The 15,499-nt window shown below is 59.4% G+C and carries 11 protein-coding genes; 2 read left to right on the forward strand and 9 right to left on the reverse strand.

Annotated features, from left to right (window positions below; all coding sequences use genetic code 11):
• Positions 1-40 precede the first annotated feature (40 nt).
• From CUU80_RS04065 to hisS, 8 genes are all read right to left on the reverse strand, one after another.
• A complete protein-coding gene (locus CUU80_RS04065) occupies positions 41-1,285 on the reverse strand; it encodes an amino acid ABC transporter permease (protein WP_243388625.1) in 1,245 nt (414 codons plus the stop codon).
• 4 nt (positions 1,286-1,289) lie between these two features.
• On the reverse strand, positions 1,290-1,967 hold the full coding sequence (locus CUU80_RS04070; protein WP_100496093.1) for an amino acid ABC transporter permease: 678 nt from the start codon (positions 1,965-1,967) through the stop codon (positions 1,290-1,292).
• On the reverse strand, positions 1,967-2,806 hold the full coding sequence (locus tag CUU80_RS04075; protein WP_100496094.1) for a glutamate ABC transporter substrate-binding protein: 840 nt from the start codon (positions 2,804-2,806) through the stop codon (positions 1,967-1,969). The genes CUU80_RS04070 and CUU80_RS04075 overlap by 1 nt, the downstream gene beginning before the upstream one ends.
• A 45-nt stretch (positions 2,807-2,851) precedes the next feature.
• Positions 2,852-3,652 carry an amino acid ABC transporter ATP-binding protein gene (locus tag CUU80_RS04080; RefSeq protein ID WP_100496383.1) on the reverse strand — a complete coding sequence of 267 codons (801 nt, stop codon included), beginning with the start codon at positions 3,650-3,652 and terminating at the stop codon, positions 2,852-2,854.
• A 136-nt stretch (positions 3,653-3,788) separates the two neighbouring features.
• Complete coding sequence (locus CUU80_RS04085) at positions 3,789-4,340, reverse strand: YbaK/EbsC family protein (RefSeq protein ID WP_100496384.1); 552 nt, start codon at positions 4,338-4,340, stop codon at positions 3,789-3,791.
• A 232-nt stretch (positions 4,341-4,572) separates the two neighbouring features.
• The gene (locus CUU80_RS04090; protein WP_243388627.1) at positions 4,573-6,171 is read right to left on the reverse strand and encodes an ATP-binding cassette domain-containing protein; all 1,599 of its coding nucleotides are present in this window, start codon (positions 6,169-6,171) and stop codon (positions 4,573-4,575) included.
• A 249-nt stretch (positions 6,172-6,420) separates the two neighbouring features.
• On the reverse strand, positions 6,421-8,220 hold the full coding sequence (gene aspS, locus CUU80_RS04095; protein WP_100496095.1) for an aspartate--tRNA ligase: 1,800 nt from the start codon (positions 8,218-8,220) through the stop codon (positions 6,421-6,423).
• A gap of 52 nt (positions 8,221-8,272) precedes the next feature.
• On the reverse strand, positions 8,273-9,673 hold the full coding sequence (hisS, locus tag CUU80_RS04100) for a histidine--tRNA ligase (protein WP_100496096.1): 1,401 nt from the start codon (positions 9,671-9,673) through the stop codon (positions 8,273-8,275).
• A gap of 121 nt (positions 9,674-9,794) precedes the next feature.
• On the opposite strand from hisS, the gene CUU80_RS04105 reads away from it, so the two are divergent.
• Positions 9,795-11,243 carry a DUF349 domain-containing protein gene (locus CUU80_RS04105; RefSeq protein ID WP_100496097.1) on the forward strand — a complete coding sequence of 483 codons (1,449 nt, stop codon included), beginning with the start codon at positions 9,795-9,797 and terminating at the stop codon, positions 11,241-11,243.
• Between the two features lie 385 nt (positions 11,244-11,628).
• On the opposite strand, the gene CUU80_RS04110 is transcribed toward CUU80_RS04105, so the two are convergent.
• Entirely contained in the window at positions 11,629-13,467 is a 1,839-nt protein-coding gene (locus tag CUU80_RS04110; RefSeq protein WP_100496386.1) for a bifunctional metallophosphatase/5'-nucleotidase, read from the reverse strand.
• Between the two features lie 195 nt (positions 13,468-13,662).
• On the opposite strand from CUU80_RS04110, the gene CUU80_RS04115 reads away from it, so the two are divergent.
• A complete protein-coding gene (locus CUU80_RS04115) occupies positions 13,663-15,351 on the forward strand; it encodes an acetolactate synthase large subunit (RefSeq protein WP_207760076.1) in 1,689 nt (562 codons plus the stop codon).
• Positions 15,352-15,499: the final 148 nt, after the last annotated feature.

The following is a 15,499-nucleotide window of genomic DNA, read 5'->3' on the forward strand; positions in this document are numbered from 1 at the left end:
ACTCTTCGTGCCGGCTTAGCACATGGCTAGCGTATCGCCGTCAGATCTTGGAGTGGCCTCCGAGATTCGTGTGTCCTTTGCCGATGTCGTTGCCGTGTTTGAACGTGCGCTCGACTTTCGGCATGGGGTCGACATGACCAGTGCGATCGCTGTGCTCTTCCTCACCGCCATGCGCCTTCAGTTCCTTCGGCTTGCGCTTTTGCTCGGCCTTACGAAACACCGGAAACTCGCCTGTTTCCGGATTGATCTGAGAGTCAGGCTGCGTGGGGTCGTACCCTTGCTCGTACTTGGTCTTACGCCAGTTGCGAATCGAAGCGTTGGTACCACGGTGATGCACATGATACTTACGCGGCGCACCGCCGAACGGCAGTTCCTCGACCTCTTTGGCCACGGCGATCTGGTTCACGTTGGAGGCATCGCCGGCAGCGATCGGCGCGACTGGCTCAGGTTCGGCAGGCGCGGCCGTACGCTGTTGCATACGCTCCGGCAGCCATTCGGCAAGACGCGACAGCAGCCAGCATGCGATGAAGTAGATCACCGCGGCCATGACCAGCGTCTGCAGAATGTTGAAATACATCGAGCCGAGTCGGCGCGATTCCTGCAGCAGATCGGTGTACATGATAATCGAACCGAGCGCGGTATCCTTCAACACCACCACCAGCTGGGTCACGGCGGCCGGCAGCATGGCATAGACGGCCTGAGGCACCTCGATCTCCATCAGGGACTGCGATTCGGTCAATCCCAATGCCAGCGAAGCCTCACGTTGGCCGTTGGGCAGGTTGCCGACGCCGGAGCGCACGAGCTCAGCCACCACGGAACCGTTGTACAGCACCAAGGCGAGCACCACGGCCCAATATGAGGGGCTCGGCAGGCCGGCGAATGCGAACCACCGCCAGAAGAAGATCATGAGCAACAGCACAGGTACGGCGCGGCAGAACTCCACGATAATGGCGGATACGCCACGCACCAGCGGGTTCGGCAGCAGTCGTCCAATGCCGAAGACCAGACCGAAAATCACTGCACCGATCACGGCCACAACCGTGGCCTTGACGGTCATCCATAGGCCCGGCAGATAGAAATCGGTCCACGCCTCACGTTCCACGGCAGGCTTCCACAGCTCCCAGCTGAGCTGGTTCTCACCGTCCGGCGGATTGTGCAAACGCATCAGAATAAGCACCACGAGCACGGCGACGATGAAGCCGGCGACCCAGTTGGCGGTGCGGATAATACGGCGGCCCTTGGGACCGGGCGCGTCGAACAGCACGGAATTCGAAGTATCGGCCATGACGTCACCTCCTCACGGCGAGCTTGTTGGACAGGTACGTGGTGAGCATGCCGATCGGAATGATCAGAATCACATAACCGAACGCGAAGATCAGGAAGATCTGGATGATCACGTCCGGTCGGAATTCGATCATCTCGCTCATCAGCGACGACGTCTCGGTGGAGACGGATGCCGCGGCGGCCACGGTGGAGTTCTTGAGCAATGCGATCAGCGTGTTGCCGAGCGGTGCCACAGAACCACGGAAGGCCTGTGGCAGGATGATCTCGGTGGCGGACTGCATGAAGCCCAAGCCCAACGCACGTGCGGCTTCGGCCTGACCGAGCGGCACCGTGTTGATGCCGGAACGCAGCGATTCACACACGAAGGCCGCCGTGTAGAGGCTCAAGCCCGTAACGGCCAGCCAGAAGAAATTCGTTGCGAAAGTATCGGAGAAGCTGAGTTTGAGCTGCGCATAGGCACCCAGCACCATGAACACCATGATGATGGTCAGCGGCAGGTTCTTGAACAGCTCTACGTAGGCGCTGGCCACCGCGCGCAGCGAGGAGATCGGCGAGATGCGCATGACCACGAGGATCACGCCGAGCACCAGCGAGAACAACGCGCTCCACAGCGTCAGTTCGATGTTGACCAGGAAAGCGCCCAGCACATCGTACTGGCTGAAGAGTTCCAGGAATCCGTTCATCAGGCGTCCTCCCCCTCGCTCGGCGTGGGCGGGTTGTAGCGCACATCAGGCGTGTAATCGGTACCTGCGGTGTTGTCGGCCACGGCCTTCTTCCACGAGCCGTCCTGAATCATGTCCGCGATGGCGTTGTTGATCTTGGTGGCGAGCTTCGTATCGCCCTTCTTGATGCCAACGCCGTAGTATTCCTGCGTGAACGGCTTGCCAACCACACGCAGCTTGCCACGCGAGGCGGAGGCGAGGCCAGCCAAAATGATGTCGTCGGTGGTCACCGCATCCACGATGCCGGAGAACAGAGCGGTCGCGCATTCGGCGTAACCGGGCTGTTCCATAAGCTGCACTTCGGAGGCGAACTTCTCCTTGACGGTGGCGGCGGATGTCGAACCGGTCACGGAGCACAGACGTTTGCCGTTCAAATCCTCAGGGCCGTTAATGGACTGATCATCCTTACGCACCAGCAGATCCTGACCGGCCACGAAGTATGGGCCGGCAAAGGAAACAGCCTTCTTGCGCTCGTCGGTGATGGAGTAGGTGGCGAGAATCATATCCACGTCACCGTTCTGGAGCATGGCTTCGCGCTGCTTGGACGGGGCTTCCTTCCAGATGATCTCATCCTCGGAATACCCAAGCTTCTTGGCGATATACTTGGCCACATCCACATCGAAGCCCACATAGGTGCCGGACTTCTTGAAGCCAAGACCCGGCTGGTCGAATTTGATACCGATGCGGATCTTGCCCGCCTCGTCTTGGCCGCACGCCGCAAGCGACATGGTGCAGGCCACGGCGGCCAATGCGGCGACCACCCGCATGACCCTCCGTTTCATGGTATTGGTAACAGTCATATTCGTATCGTCTCTTCCCTTGCTTCCTCGCTATCGTCCCCGGAATCAGTGGGTGAGGATCTTCGAGAGGAAGTCCTTGGCACGATCGGTCTGAGGGTGCTCGAAGAACTCGTCCGGCGTGTTCTGTTCCAGAATCTGGCCATCGGCCATGAACACGATGCGATCGGCGGCCTTGCGAGCGAAGCCCATCTCATGGGTGATGCAGATCATGGTCATGCCTTCATGGGCAAGCTCGACCATGACGTCCAGCACCTCATTGACCATTTCCGGGTCGAGGGCGGAGGTGGGCTCGTCGAACAGCATCACCTTCGGGCGCATGGCGAGCGCACGGGCGATGGCCACACGCTGCTGTTGACCGCCGGAAAGCTGGGACGGCATCTTGTTGGCCTGAGAGGCAACACCCACACGGTCCAGCAGATCCATGGCGAGCCGCTCGGCTTCCTTCTTGTCCATATGACGCACCTTGATGGGGGCGAGCGTCACGTTCTCCAGAATGGTCTTGTTGGCGAACAGGTTGAAGGATTGGAACACCATGCCCACTTCGGCACGCAAGCTGGCCAGTTCCTTGCCTTCCTGAGGCAGGGGCTTACCGTCGATGCGAATGTCGCCGGAATCGATGGTTTCCAGTCGGTTGATGGTGCGGCACATCGTGGATTTGCCGGAACCGGAAGGTCCTACGACCACGAGCACTTCACCCTTGGTGACCTTGAGGTTGATGTCCTTGAGGACGTGGAGATCGCCGAAATGCTTTTCGACGTGAGTAAGCTCGACAAGCGGTCGGCCTGCGGACTCATTGCCCGGCACCAGCGGCGTCACGGGGCGCGTTTCTTCTTGTTTCTCTGACATAAGCGGCCAGTATAACGGCACTGTGTTACCGAAATAACACCAGCCGGACATGGAATGGTCACTATGTGAGACAAAGGCCAAGACGCGCGGCGGACGCGCTCAACTGCCCCGGTTTGCGGTCGTGCGGTGAGATCGTTCAGGCACGAGGTCTGCCCAGTGCGGAAACGCACTGTACGCCGGGAATGTCCGCGAAGATGGAGCCGTCCACCACGAGTTTGGACGGACGGATGCCGGAGCCCAGATACAGCTTCGGGATCGAGAGGATGTGCTGGTCCACGAGCAGCGGCCAGCCGTCGGGCAGACCGATCGGGGACATGCCGCCGGATTCCATGCCGGTGGCCTCCACCGCCGCATCAATCGGCGCGAAACTCACCTTGGACACCTCCAGCGTGTGCTTGACCACGCCGTTCAGATCGGCACGCGTATCCGCCGTGACGAACGCGGAGGCGAATTCCGGCGGTGCTTTTCGAGTCTTGTGCGTATGAACCACCACCACATTGCCGGTGATCTCGAACGGGATACCGTACTTCGGGCACCATAGGTCCGTATCCGATTCCTCGTCCGTATTGATGGTCACGCCTAGAATCTTGGACTCCGGCACGCCGGCCGCCACCAGTGCGTTGAGCTTGTCAAACACCGGCTTGGCCAGCAGATCCCCGTCATGCCAGTCCAGAATCTCCAACGTCATATGCATTCCCCCTCGTGCCGCACTCACATTTATGGCATCCGGCTGCATACTTTCGCAAATCCCTGGTTATCAGCAAAGACAGCCTAAGAACAGCCTAAGGACCATGCCGCCGGTTTCAGTCATTCCCTGTTCATGGGAATACCGCCTTTGACAGCAATATAGCGACGGCACGATGGGGCAACACCGTTGCCCTTATATATATTGCTTATGGCCGTTTATCTATGGGCCTTTGTCATCGTGCAACGGTTTCTTGCCCAAAGCCCGCAAGATCCAAAAACCATTCGTCATGGGATACGACGATCAACGCGCCCGGATATTCGGCCAGCATCCGCGCCAAAGCTTTTTTGGAGGTCAAGTCAAGATGGTTGGTCGGCTCATCCAGCACGATCAGCTGCGGGCCGGACGGCAGCGCCAAGCACAGCAGCAGCTTACGCAGTTCCCCCGGCGACGGCCGCCCCGAGGCCAGCAGCCGGTCCGGGTTCGCATCGAGCCGCGCATATGCGTTCAACACCTGTGCTCGCGTCTCGGCCGGTAGCGCGAACAAACGATTCATGGCATCGTTCCGATCCTCATCCGTAGTGTTCTGCGCGATAGTCAGGCGTGGCACGTCAACCGCATGAGCAAGCAACGCTGCCACCAGTGACGATTTACCGGCTCCATTCGGTCCGGTCACGGCCACGTGATCGCGTGGACCGATCGAAATCGCCGGAATCATGAGCCCCGTTGCCGTATCACCATTCTCAGGCAGCGAAATACGAATACGATTGCCGGTCTGAATCGCATGGCACAGCGACGGCATCGGTTCGTCGTCTCCAGCCGTTTCTCCAAACCGAATCAGGCTCGGTTCGAGCCGAACAATCTCGCGGCAATGCGCCGGCTTGATATCCATCCAAATGGTGCCTTCGTATCGTTTGGCCGGCGACGATATCTCTTCCGTTTGTCGCTTCACGGCGGCAAGACGCCCATCCAACTGGCTGTAGGCGCGAGTCACGCCCCGATCAAGCCCGGTCATCTTCGCCAATTGCCGGCGATTACGGGCATCGTGATCCCGCCTATCGATACGTTCACCGTGCTGTTTGCGTGATTCCACCTGCTGAACCTTGGCGAACCGTTGCGCTTTCACGGCTGCCAAACGACCGGCTTCCCGTTGCAGCGCATCCGCACGCGCCGTGTCCGCGCCGTCTCGTAGCGCAACCTGCTGCGAAGCCTCGGAGTATCCGCCCCGGAGTGTGGTTACCACCGTCATATTGCGCGAACTCACATGGCGACGTTCGAACATCACGCAACGCACGCACGTTGCATCGATCAACTTCACATCATGCGAAACCGCAACGCCTATGCCCCGATATCGGCGCATTGCAGCGATGATGTGCTCACGCGCCTCGGCATCGACGTGGTTCGTCGGCTCGTCAAGGATGAGCGCATCCGGCCGCATTGCCATCGCGCAAGCAATCTGCAATCGCTTTTGCTGTCCGCCGGAAAGCTGCGCATACCGGTACGGCCAGTCGTCGGCCACACCCAAGTCATCGCGTATGGCAATCGCCTCAGGCGACCAGTCAACGGCAAAATCCTCCAGATTATCCGGAGCGACAGCCGTGTCTTGCGGACAATACCCGATGATCATCCGTCGCGGATCAGGCGCGACGGTTCCTGCATCAGGCAGTGCATTACCACGCGCGATCGCCATCAGCGTGGACTTGCCAATGCCGTTGTCTCCTAACACGGCGGTCCAGCCGACGGGAAACGCCACGTCCACGTTCTCGAACAGAGGTTCCGGAGCGTGAGGATACGTAAAGGTGATCCCATTCATCGTAAGCATTGCGGGCTGCATGATTCACGCCTTTCTTGCAGGCTTCGCCATACCGACCGAGACCAATGATAACGTGACGGCATAAGCAGCGGCCGACATACATATCAGTCATACATATAAGTAATGGGCCTTCCACGGTTCACAACCATGTAAGGCCCATTACTTAAGTTTTCGCAGAAAACTGAATAATGCGTATGGCACGCGAAGCGCGCCGAAGGAAGCGGCACAAGGGTACCGCGACCAAGGCCAACGCAGCTAATGCTGTATTATTCAGTCTTCGTCTTCGTCCGGGTCGTAATCGACACCGGTTTCGGCGCGCTGCTCGTCCGTGATCGGAGCCGGAGCGCCGGTCAGCGGGTCACGACCGCCACCGGCCTTCGGGAAGGCGATGACGTCGCGGATGGTGTCGGCACCGGCCAAGATGGACACGGTACGGTCCCAGCCGAGAGCGATGCCCGCGTGCGGCGGAGCGCCGTACTTGAAAGCCTCAAGCAGGAAGCCGAACTTCTCCTGGGCTTCCTCCGGGGAGATGCCCAGCACGTTCAGGACGCGATCCTGAATATCGTCGCGGTGGATACGGACGGAACCGCCGCCCATCTCCTCGCCGTTGCAGACGATGTCGTAGGAGTCGGACATGGCGTGCTCCGGATCCTGGTCGAACTTGTCGATCCAGTCCTTGCTCGGCATGGTGAACGGGTGGTGCATGGAGGTCCACTTGGAGTGGCCGACCGCCACATCGTCGTCGTCCGGATCGTCGGTGGGCTTGAACAGCGGGAAGTCCACAACCCAAGTGAAGGCGAACTTCTTCGGGTCAAGCAGACCCTCGCGACGGGCGAGCTCCACACGCACGGCACCCAGCAGCAGCTGGGAGGATTCACGGGAACCGGCGGCAAAGAACACGGCATCGCCGGGCTCGGCACCCACGGCCTCACGCAGACCATTGCGCTCTTCCTCAGACAGGTTCTTGGCCACGGGGCCCTTCAGCTCGCCGTCTTCGGCAAAGACCACATAAGCGAGGCCCTTGGCACCACGCTGCTTGGCCCACTCCTGCCAAGCGTCGAACTGACGACGCGGAGTTGCGGCACCGCCCTTGAACACCACGGCACCCACGTACGGAGCCTGGAACACGCGGAACGGCGTGCCCTTGAAGTATTCGGTGAGCTCGACCAACGGGTTGCCGAAGCGCAGATCCGGTTTGTCGGAACCATACTTATCCATGGCTTCCTGCCAAGTGATGCGCGGCAGCGGCAGCTGGACTTCGTAACCGGCGGTCTTCCAGATGGCGGCGATAACCTTCTCGGCCATGGCCATCACATCCTCCTGATCCACGAAGCTCATCTCCATATCGAGCTGGGTGAACTCAGGCTGACGGTCGGCACGGAAGTCCTCATCACGGTAGCAGCGGGCGAGCTGGTAGTAGCGCTCGACGCCGGAGACCATGAGCAGCTGCTTCAGAAGCTGCGGGGACTGCGGCAGAGCGTACCAAGAACCCGGCACCAGACGAGCCGGCACCAGGAAGTCGCGAGCACCTTCCGGTGTGGACTTGATGAACGTCGGGGTCTCCACCTCAGTGAAGTCCATCTCCTCCAGCGCATGACGGGCAGCCTTGGCCATGTCGGAGCGCAACTTCAGGTTGTGCTGCATGGACGGGCGGCGCAGGTCGAGGTAGCGGTACTTCAGGCGTACGTCTTCGCCGGGAAGCTTGTTCTCGGACTCGTTCTCCAGGGCGGTGGACACCTGGAACGGCAGGGCGTCGGACTTGGCGAGAATCTCGATGGTCTCGGCCACGACTTCGATCTTGCCGGTAGCCAGATGGGTGTTCTCGTTGCCGTCCGGACGCAGGCGCACCTCACCGGTGACCTGGATGACGAACTCGGAGCGCAGCGGGCGGGCCATGTCCTCGTCGTAGATGACAACCTGCACCAGACCGGTGTTGTCGCGCAGATCGATGAAAGCCACGCCACCGTGGTCGCGGCGACGATCGACCCAACCGGCGAGGGTGACCTTCTGGCCGACCAAGGCCTCGGTCACGTCAGTGGCATGATGTGTTCTGTAAGCCGTCTGGCTCATTATCTTGTTTCTCCTCGATTTGACTCGAATGATTCGAAAGGGCTCGAATACGTCAGATTTCGACGGATTGCTGGGCAACCACAGTATCCGGCTCCCACGACGTGCAATCGGCGGGCACCTGCTCACCGGTGACGATGTTCTTGACCTCATCTCCGGACGGTTCGGCACCTTCCTCACCGTCTGCGGCAGAAGCCGGGAACCATACATAAGGAATACCGAGCTTGTCCGCGTACTTGATCTGCTTGCCGAGCTTGGCAGCGGTGGGTGCCACATCGGTGGCAATGCCACGGGCGCGAAGCTGAGCGGCGATGCGGTTAGCGGCCGGACGATCCTCCTCATTCCACACGGCCACGAGCACGGCGGCCGGCGAGACGCGGCTGGCATGTGCGCCGGCGGTGTGCAGCATATAGGAGACCAGTCGGCTCAGGCCGATGGACAGACCCACGCCCGGATACTTGCGATTGCCTTGGGAGGCGAGGTTATCGTAGCGTCCGCCGGAGCAGATGGAACCAAGCGATGCCGCGCCGTCGAGGAAGGTCTCGTAGACGGAGCCGGTGTAGTAGTCGAGTCCACGGGCGATCTTGAGGTCTGCGATCACGGAGCCGGGGCGGATGGCCGCGGCTTCGTCCACAATCATGGCAAGAGTGTCGAGACCCTGACGAGCCAACACGTAGGCGTCGGACTCTTGAGCGATGCCGTGCGCGGCGCACAGGTCATCGAACTTGGCGGCCAGCTCAGCACCGTCAGCTGCAGTCAGGCCGGCCAGTTCGAGGCATGCGCGGGCCTGATCCTCGGTGGCGCCGCAGGATTCGACCAGCAGCTTGACCACCTCGTCGGCACCGATCTTGTCGAGTTTGTCGATCTCGCGCAGCACGCCTTCGATATCCGTCAGACCCAGTCCACGATAGAAACCTTCGGACAGCTTGCGATTATTGGCATGCACGGTGGCCTTGGGCAGACCGAATGCACGAAGCTCCTCCAGCGCGGAAACCATGACCAGCGGCAGCTCCACCTCGTAATGGTCCGGCAGATCACCGGCACCGATCACATCGATATCCGCCTGCACGAACTCACGGAAACGGCCTTCCTGCGGACGCTCTCCACGCCATACCTTCTGAATCTGCCAACGCTTGAACGGGAAGGCAAGATCTCCGGAATGCTCCACCACATACCGGCTCAGCGGCACGGTCAGATCGAAATGGAGACCCAGCCGGTCCTCAATCGGCGTGTCCGACTCATGACCGACCTCTTGCAGACGGCTCAGCAGATAGATCTCCTTGCTGGTCTCGCCCTTTTTCAGCAAAGAAGCGCCGGTTTCCACCGCTCGCGTCTCAATGCCGATGAAGCCATTGAGCTCAAAAACCTTACGAAGCGTGTCGATGACACGCTGCTCCACAACACGTTCGGAGGGGAGCCACTCCGGGAATCCTGATATTGATGCACCTTTAGCCACGAAATCAATATAATAGGTGAGGGTTGCGTCAAAGACTTACCGATTTGCCGCCGAGACATCCGGCTAATCGGCATAGACAAGACGCTTCCGCTTACTCACTCTACGCTTTAAGGAGCTGGCCATGGCCGACGAGACTGTCACCGAAACCGAGAACACCGCCGTAAGCGAAGGACAGGCAACAATACCCGCAACCGAAGCCAGTGCGGCCAAGCCGTCCCCCGCCTCGGTTCCGAAGCCGCACGCGCCGTCCCCCGCCGCTTTCGCCCATAAGACCCCCGCAGCGGCACCGCGCGCTGCCGCCCCCACCACTACGCCGGGCGCCTATGCCGAAGCAGATGTCAAGGCCGCCGAAGCATTCGGCCGCGTGGACGACAACGGCACCGTATTCGTCAAGGACGGCGAAACCGAGCGTGAAGTCGGCCAGTTCCCGGATGTGTCCAAGGAAGAGGCGCTGGCCCTCTATGCACGCCGTTTCCTCGACCTCAAGGCGAAGCTTGATCTGCTGGCCACCCGTCTGAATGCCGCAAACATCAAGCCGCGTGAGATCGACGAGTCCGTCAAGCTGCTTGGCGAGGAAACCGCCGAGCCGGCAGTCGTGGGCGACATCGCCGCACTCAAGGCACAGTTTGAGCAGCTCAAGGCCGCCGGCGAAGCCAAGAAGGCGGAGATCGCCAAGGCCCGCAAGGCCGCTCAGGCCAAGGCAGTCGCCGAGCGTACCGCCATTGTGGAGAAGGCCGAAGCACTGGCCGCTTCTCTGGGCGACAACACAAACTGGCGTTCCACCGCCGATAAGTTCCGCAACCTGTTCGACGAGTGGCAGAACCATCAGCGCACCACCGTGCGTATCGACAAGCCGGAAGCCGAAGCGCTGTGGAAGCGTTTCTCCGCCGCTCGCACCACCTTCAACCAGGCTCGCCGCAAGTGGGCTCAGGCTCGCGACAACGAACGCAACCACGCCAAGGAGGTCAAGGAGGCGATTATCGCCGAGGCCAACGAGCTCAAGGACTCCACCGCTTGGGGCGAGACCTCCCGCAAGTTCAACGATCTGATGGACCGTTGGAAGAAGGCCGGTCGCGCCGGCCGCAACGAGGACGACGAGCTGTGGGCCAAGTTCCGCGAGGCCGCCGACACCTTCTTCAACGCCCGTCAGGCCGATCGCGATCAGATGAACTCCGCCGAAAAGGAAAATCTGGCCGCCAAGGAAGCCCTGCTGGTCAAGGCCGAGGCACTGGTTCCGGTCAAGACCGAAGCCGAGGCCAAGAAGGCCCGTCAGGAGCTGGCCAAGATTCAGGAGGAGTGGGATCAGATCGGTTACGTGCCGCGCGACGACATGCGCCGCATCGAAAACCGTCTGGACGCTGTGGACAAGCAGATCAAGGCCATCGAGGACGCCGCTTGGAAGCAGACCGATCCGGAAACCGATGCCCGTCGTTCCAGCTTCGAGGAGCAGCTCAACGCTCAGCTGACCGAGCTCAACGAGAAGATCGCCGCCGAATCCGATCCGAAGAAGAAGGCCAAGCTTGAGGCTGAGAAGGCCACCAAGGAGCAGTGGCTGAACGCCATCAAGTAAGTGACCGCTCCGCTCTGTTGCCCTCTGCCCCGCGCAATAGAGCGGAGCAGAGGGTCATCACCGAGAGAGCATATTCAATAGCAAACAGCCGTGTGCAGTTCGTATTGGTTCGGGTTGCACACGGCTGTTTGCATAGGTACCGGCACCATTGCGTCGCCCAGCTCTTCATTCCGCACCCTTTGTATGTCCGCGCGATTTCAATACCCTGCGCGCACAGACAAAGGAATTCGGGAGCAAAAGCGTTTGTATGTGCGCGCAGGTCTGGTTGTAACCGCGCACGTACAAAGGAATTCAACGCAATCAGCATGTCACAGAAGCGCATTCGCCCCGTCTTGCGTGCGTCTCATGCATCATGCCTCATGTCTGATGCCTCATGTCTGATGCATCAGCTTCGTGTATCCGCTCCGCCAGCTGCGATCGCATGCAAATCAGGGTGCGCTCTTAAATATTCGGTCAGCGGCTGGTTGTACGACATATCCAGCTCCACATAATTGGAACCGGCCGTGAATGCATGATAGCTGTCGCCGCCTTGGAGCAAATACGAGTTCGATGCCGCGATGATCAGATCGTCGTCCTCGATCGCATGCCCGTCAATAGTCAGATTCGTGATACGAACAGGCGATTGATGATACTGCAATATGCTCTGCGATTCGCTCTTGGCCGCTGACGGCGAGCGCGACAATCCGGAGGCTTCGTCATGGTCCGTTAAGGACGCCGCTTGATGTTGCTTCTGATCTTCGGCAGCGCACGGATCATCCACTCCCCCACACGTAATCCGTCGGAATGACACATTCGACGAAATACCGATCCATCGGCTGCGTATCTGCCCATCATCGCGATAAAACTGTTCGGCCAGTATCGCCTTCAGATCGCTTCCGGTGATCGTCTCATAAGCGGCGCGGAATTGCAGCGCCATCAGACTGTCCACTTCTCGCACTGTGACGATGCCATCACCATTGGTATCCAATGTATCGGTGCGCAAACTGCCGTTATTTGAGAAACCGATAACAGGAATGCGGTTTCCGGCATACACGCGTTGCATCACGGTTGCGCGGTTCGCATCCGCAATCAGCATACCCAACTCACCTTTGGGCCTCGTATCGGACTGTTTGAAGAAATGAGTGCCAGTCGCCAATGTGCCGACAGCCATGTCTCCTACATTCGCCGCGAATGATTGCGCATCTGCATAGATCTGTCGGGCCTCAACAACACCATGTACCGTCTGTCCGGCGCTCATCCAAGCCGCCTGGCGTGGATGCGAGTCCATTCCGGTGATATCCAACACGCCATCCGTTCCCGTGGACGTGGCACCATTACCGATATCCACATTCACCACTGTTACTCTAGCCCCAAGCCCGTGGCCGGTGATGACGAGATCCTGTACGGCCATATTCCGCCCATAGCTGCCAGCCTCGTAGATCGGAGCTCCGGCGGAAGTTGTGGCGGATTTGACGGCATGGGTATGCCCTGCATATACGAGATCCACGTAACGGCCAAATTGTTGCGCCGCTTTCGCATCATCATGGATCAACGCCACTACCGCGTCCACCGTTCCTGAGCGTTTAAGCTCGCCGGCCACACGGTTGACTGCGTCTGCTGCGCGCTCGCTCAAATCCGCGTCCTTTGTGATTTCGGGAGTGGCCACAGATCCTAGCTTGTCGGTCAAGGCTCCGATGAAGGCTATCCGTTTACCGTTGACGTTACGAATCGTATAATCCTTGACTCTGTCAAGACGCCCTCCAGCCCGCTTATTCGACGCTGACGTATTGGCGCACAGCCAATCAATGCCATACGACGGATCAGCGATACGCTGGTTGAAATCATCCACGCCACGATCGAGTTCATGGTTGCCTACTGCGGAAATGGTCAGGTTCCATGAACGAGCCATATCCAGTGTGGGTTTGTCCTGTTCCACTGCGGACTCGTATGGGGAACCGCCTACCAAGTCTCCGGTGGAGACCGGAATCATATTGCCGGGATTGTGGTCACTTGCCACGGCGAAGGCGGCGGCATTATCCGCACCACGTTCGATATGCCCATGGAAATCGGTGATATCGGCGATAGTGACCGTACGTGTACCACTGGCTGGATTGTTGCCGGCAAAAGGAACGACTGCTGAAGCACCGATTGCATTGGGTGCGATGAAACCCGCGAGAACGATCGATATGATGATGGTGAGAACGGCCCCCGGCCGTCTGCCGGACCACATGCGCCGGCGATTCATGCCCTTGCTCACGCTATTCAATGTAGGTACGGCGATTAAACGGTTTTCCGCGCGTAATCAACACTCAAGTAAACTCTTAGCGACTTCTTTGTGGATTATGGACTCGCATGCCGTTGAACCCGCACACGTTGTCCTTTCGCCGTCCAACATGCCTCTGCCATCACTCGCATATCCCGACTGTTACACTTCCCTACCGTGAACGCAGCGATTGAAACAACCAACCACATCCGCACTGTGGCCGACTTGTTCGTGGAATGTCTGGTCAACGAGGGCGTCGAAACGATGTACGGCATCCCCGGCGAGGAGAACATCCCGCTCATGGAAGCCATCGAACGTGACGGACGCATCCGATTCATCCTGACCAGGCATGAGCAGGGAGCCGGCTTCATGGCCGCCACGCAAGGACACCTGACCGGCAAGCCCGGCGTCTGTCTGGCCACGCTTGGCCCTGGCGCGCTGAACCTCACCCTGCCAGTGGCGCAGGCGAATGCCAGCACCACACCACTGGTGGCTATCTGCGCGCAGGGCAACCTGTCCCGTCTGTATAAGGAATCGCACCAGATCATCGATTTGGTCAGTGTGTTCCGTCCGCTTACGCAGTGGACATCGATGATTGTGGAACCGGCAAGCGTGCCGGAAATGGTACGTAAGGCCTTCTCTATTTCTCAACGCAACCGTCCGGGTGCCACCTGCCTGATTCTGCCGGAGGACGTGGCGGAAATGCCGGCTCCCGAAGATACCCACCCGCTGCCACTGCCCAATCCGATGAGCTTCGCCCCTACCGAGGACACTATCGCTCGCGCTGTCAGCATCATCCGCGGTGCCAAGCACCCGATCATTCTCGCCGGCAACGGCGTGGCGCGTGGTCATGCCGAAAACCGTCTGTTGGCCTTGGCTGAACAGCTCAATGTGCCGGTGGCCACCACGTTCGAAGGCAAGGGCGTGATCTCCGACCGCATTCCGCTGGCCCTCGGCGTGGTGGGCTTCATGCGCCACGACTACGAGAACTTCGCATTCGACGAGTCGGATCTCATCATCGCGGTGGGCTTCTCCATCCAACAGTTCGATCCGAAAAAGATCAACCCGAACGACGACAAAACCATCATCCATATCAACACGTTTATCGAAGATACGGACGCGCACTACTCCACGGCTCTGAACATCATGGGCAATATCGATGCCACGTTGCAAGCGTTGATCGCCCAGCTCAAAGCCGAGCGCGTGACGTTCGGCGTCTCGCATCCGAAGATTCACGAGCTGCTGCAAACCGAATACGATTCGTATGCCAACGATGATTCATTCCCGATGAAGCCGCAGCGCATCGTGGCCGACACGCGTCGCGCGATGGAAACGGATACGGATATTGCGCTGGTGGATACCGGCGCGCTGAAAATGTGGATGGCACGTCTCTACCCCACGTACTACTCCAACACTTGCGTGATCGACAATTCCTTGTCCACCATGGCCTGGACGCTGCCGGGCGCAGTGGCGGCCTCACTGGAGAATCCGGGCCGACCTGTGCTGGCAGTGATGGGTGACGGATCGTTCATGATGAACGTGCAGGAGATCGAAACCGCTGTGCGCGTAGGCGCTCGCATGGTGATTCTGGTATGGGTTGATGAAGCGTACGGACTGATCAAATGGAAGATGGACATTCACGACGGTTCCCACGAATACGTGGACTTCAATAATCCGGATGTGGTGGAGCTTGGCATGAGCTTCGGCGCCAAGGGCCATTTGATTGAATCCGCTGACCAGCTCTACCCCACGCTGCGCGCCGCCCTGCGCTCGGGCTCCGGCATCGACATCATCGCATGCCCGGTCGATTACTCCGAAAACATGAAGCTCATAGAAAAACTCGGCGAGGTCGACTTCAGCGGCTGAGTTGACCGATGGGTGGTTGGAGACGTATGTTGCGGCACTCTCAAGGCCGTTCAGCCAAGCTTACGGTCTCAACGCACATCTCCGCCATTCATCTTCTCATAGGAGGGTCTTTAGACACCATAGATAACTAATAGCTGCAAGACCGTTC

This window comes from Bifidobacterium scaligerum (genome assembly GCF_002802865.1).
GTDB classification, from domain to species: domain Bacteria; phylum Actinomycetota; class Actinomycetes; order Actinomycetales; family Bifidobacteriaceae; genus Bifidobacterium; species Bifidobacterium scaligerum.

What these genes read in the sequence shown, in the direction of transcription:
- CUU80_RS04065 (WP_243388625.1), bottom strand. Translation starts at nt 1,285, where the DNA reads ATGGCCGATACTTCGAATTCCGTGCTGTTCGACGCGCCCGGTCCCAAG.
- CUU80_RS04070 (WP_100496093.1), bottom strand. Translation starts at nt 1,967, where the DNA reads ATGAACGGATTCCTGGAACTCTTCAGCCAGTACGATGTGCTGGGCGCT.
- CUU80_RS04075 (WP_100496094.1), bottom strand. Translation starts at nt 2,806, where the DNA reads ATGACTGTTACCAATACCATGAAACGGAGGGTCATGCGGGTGGTCGCC.
- CUU80_RS04080 (WP_100496383.1), bottom strand. Translation starts at nt 3,652, where the DNA reads ATGTCAGAGAAACAAGAAGAAACGCGCCCCGTGACGCCGCTGGTGCCG.
- CUU80_RS04085 (WP_100496384.1), bottom strand. Translation starts at nt 4,340, where the DNA reads ATGACGTTGGAGATTCTGGACTGGCATGACGGGGATCTGCTGGCCAAG.
- CUU80_RS04090 (WP_243388627.1), bottom strand. Translation starts at nt 6,171, where the DNA reads ATGCAGCCCGCAATGCTTACGATGAATGGGATCACCTTTACGTATCCT.
- aspS (WP_100496095.1), bottom strand. Translation starts at nt 8,220, where the DNA reads ATGAGCCAGACGGCTTACAGAACACATCATGCCACTGACGTGACCGAG.
- CUU80_RS04105 (WP_100496097.1), top strand. Translation starts at nt 9,795, where the DNA reads ATGGCCGACGAGACTGTCACCGAAACCGAGAACACCGCCGTAAGCGAA.
- CUU80_RS04110 (WP_100496386.1), bottom strand. Translation starts at nt 13,467, where the DNA reads ATGAATCGCCGGCGCATGTGGTCCGGCAGACGGCCGGGGGCCGTTCTC.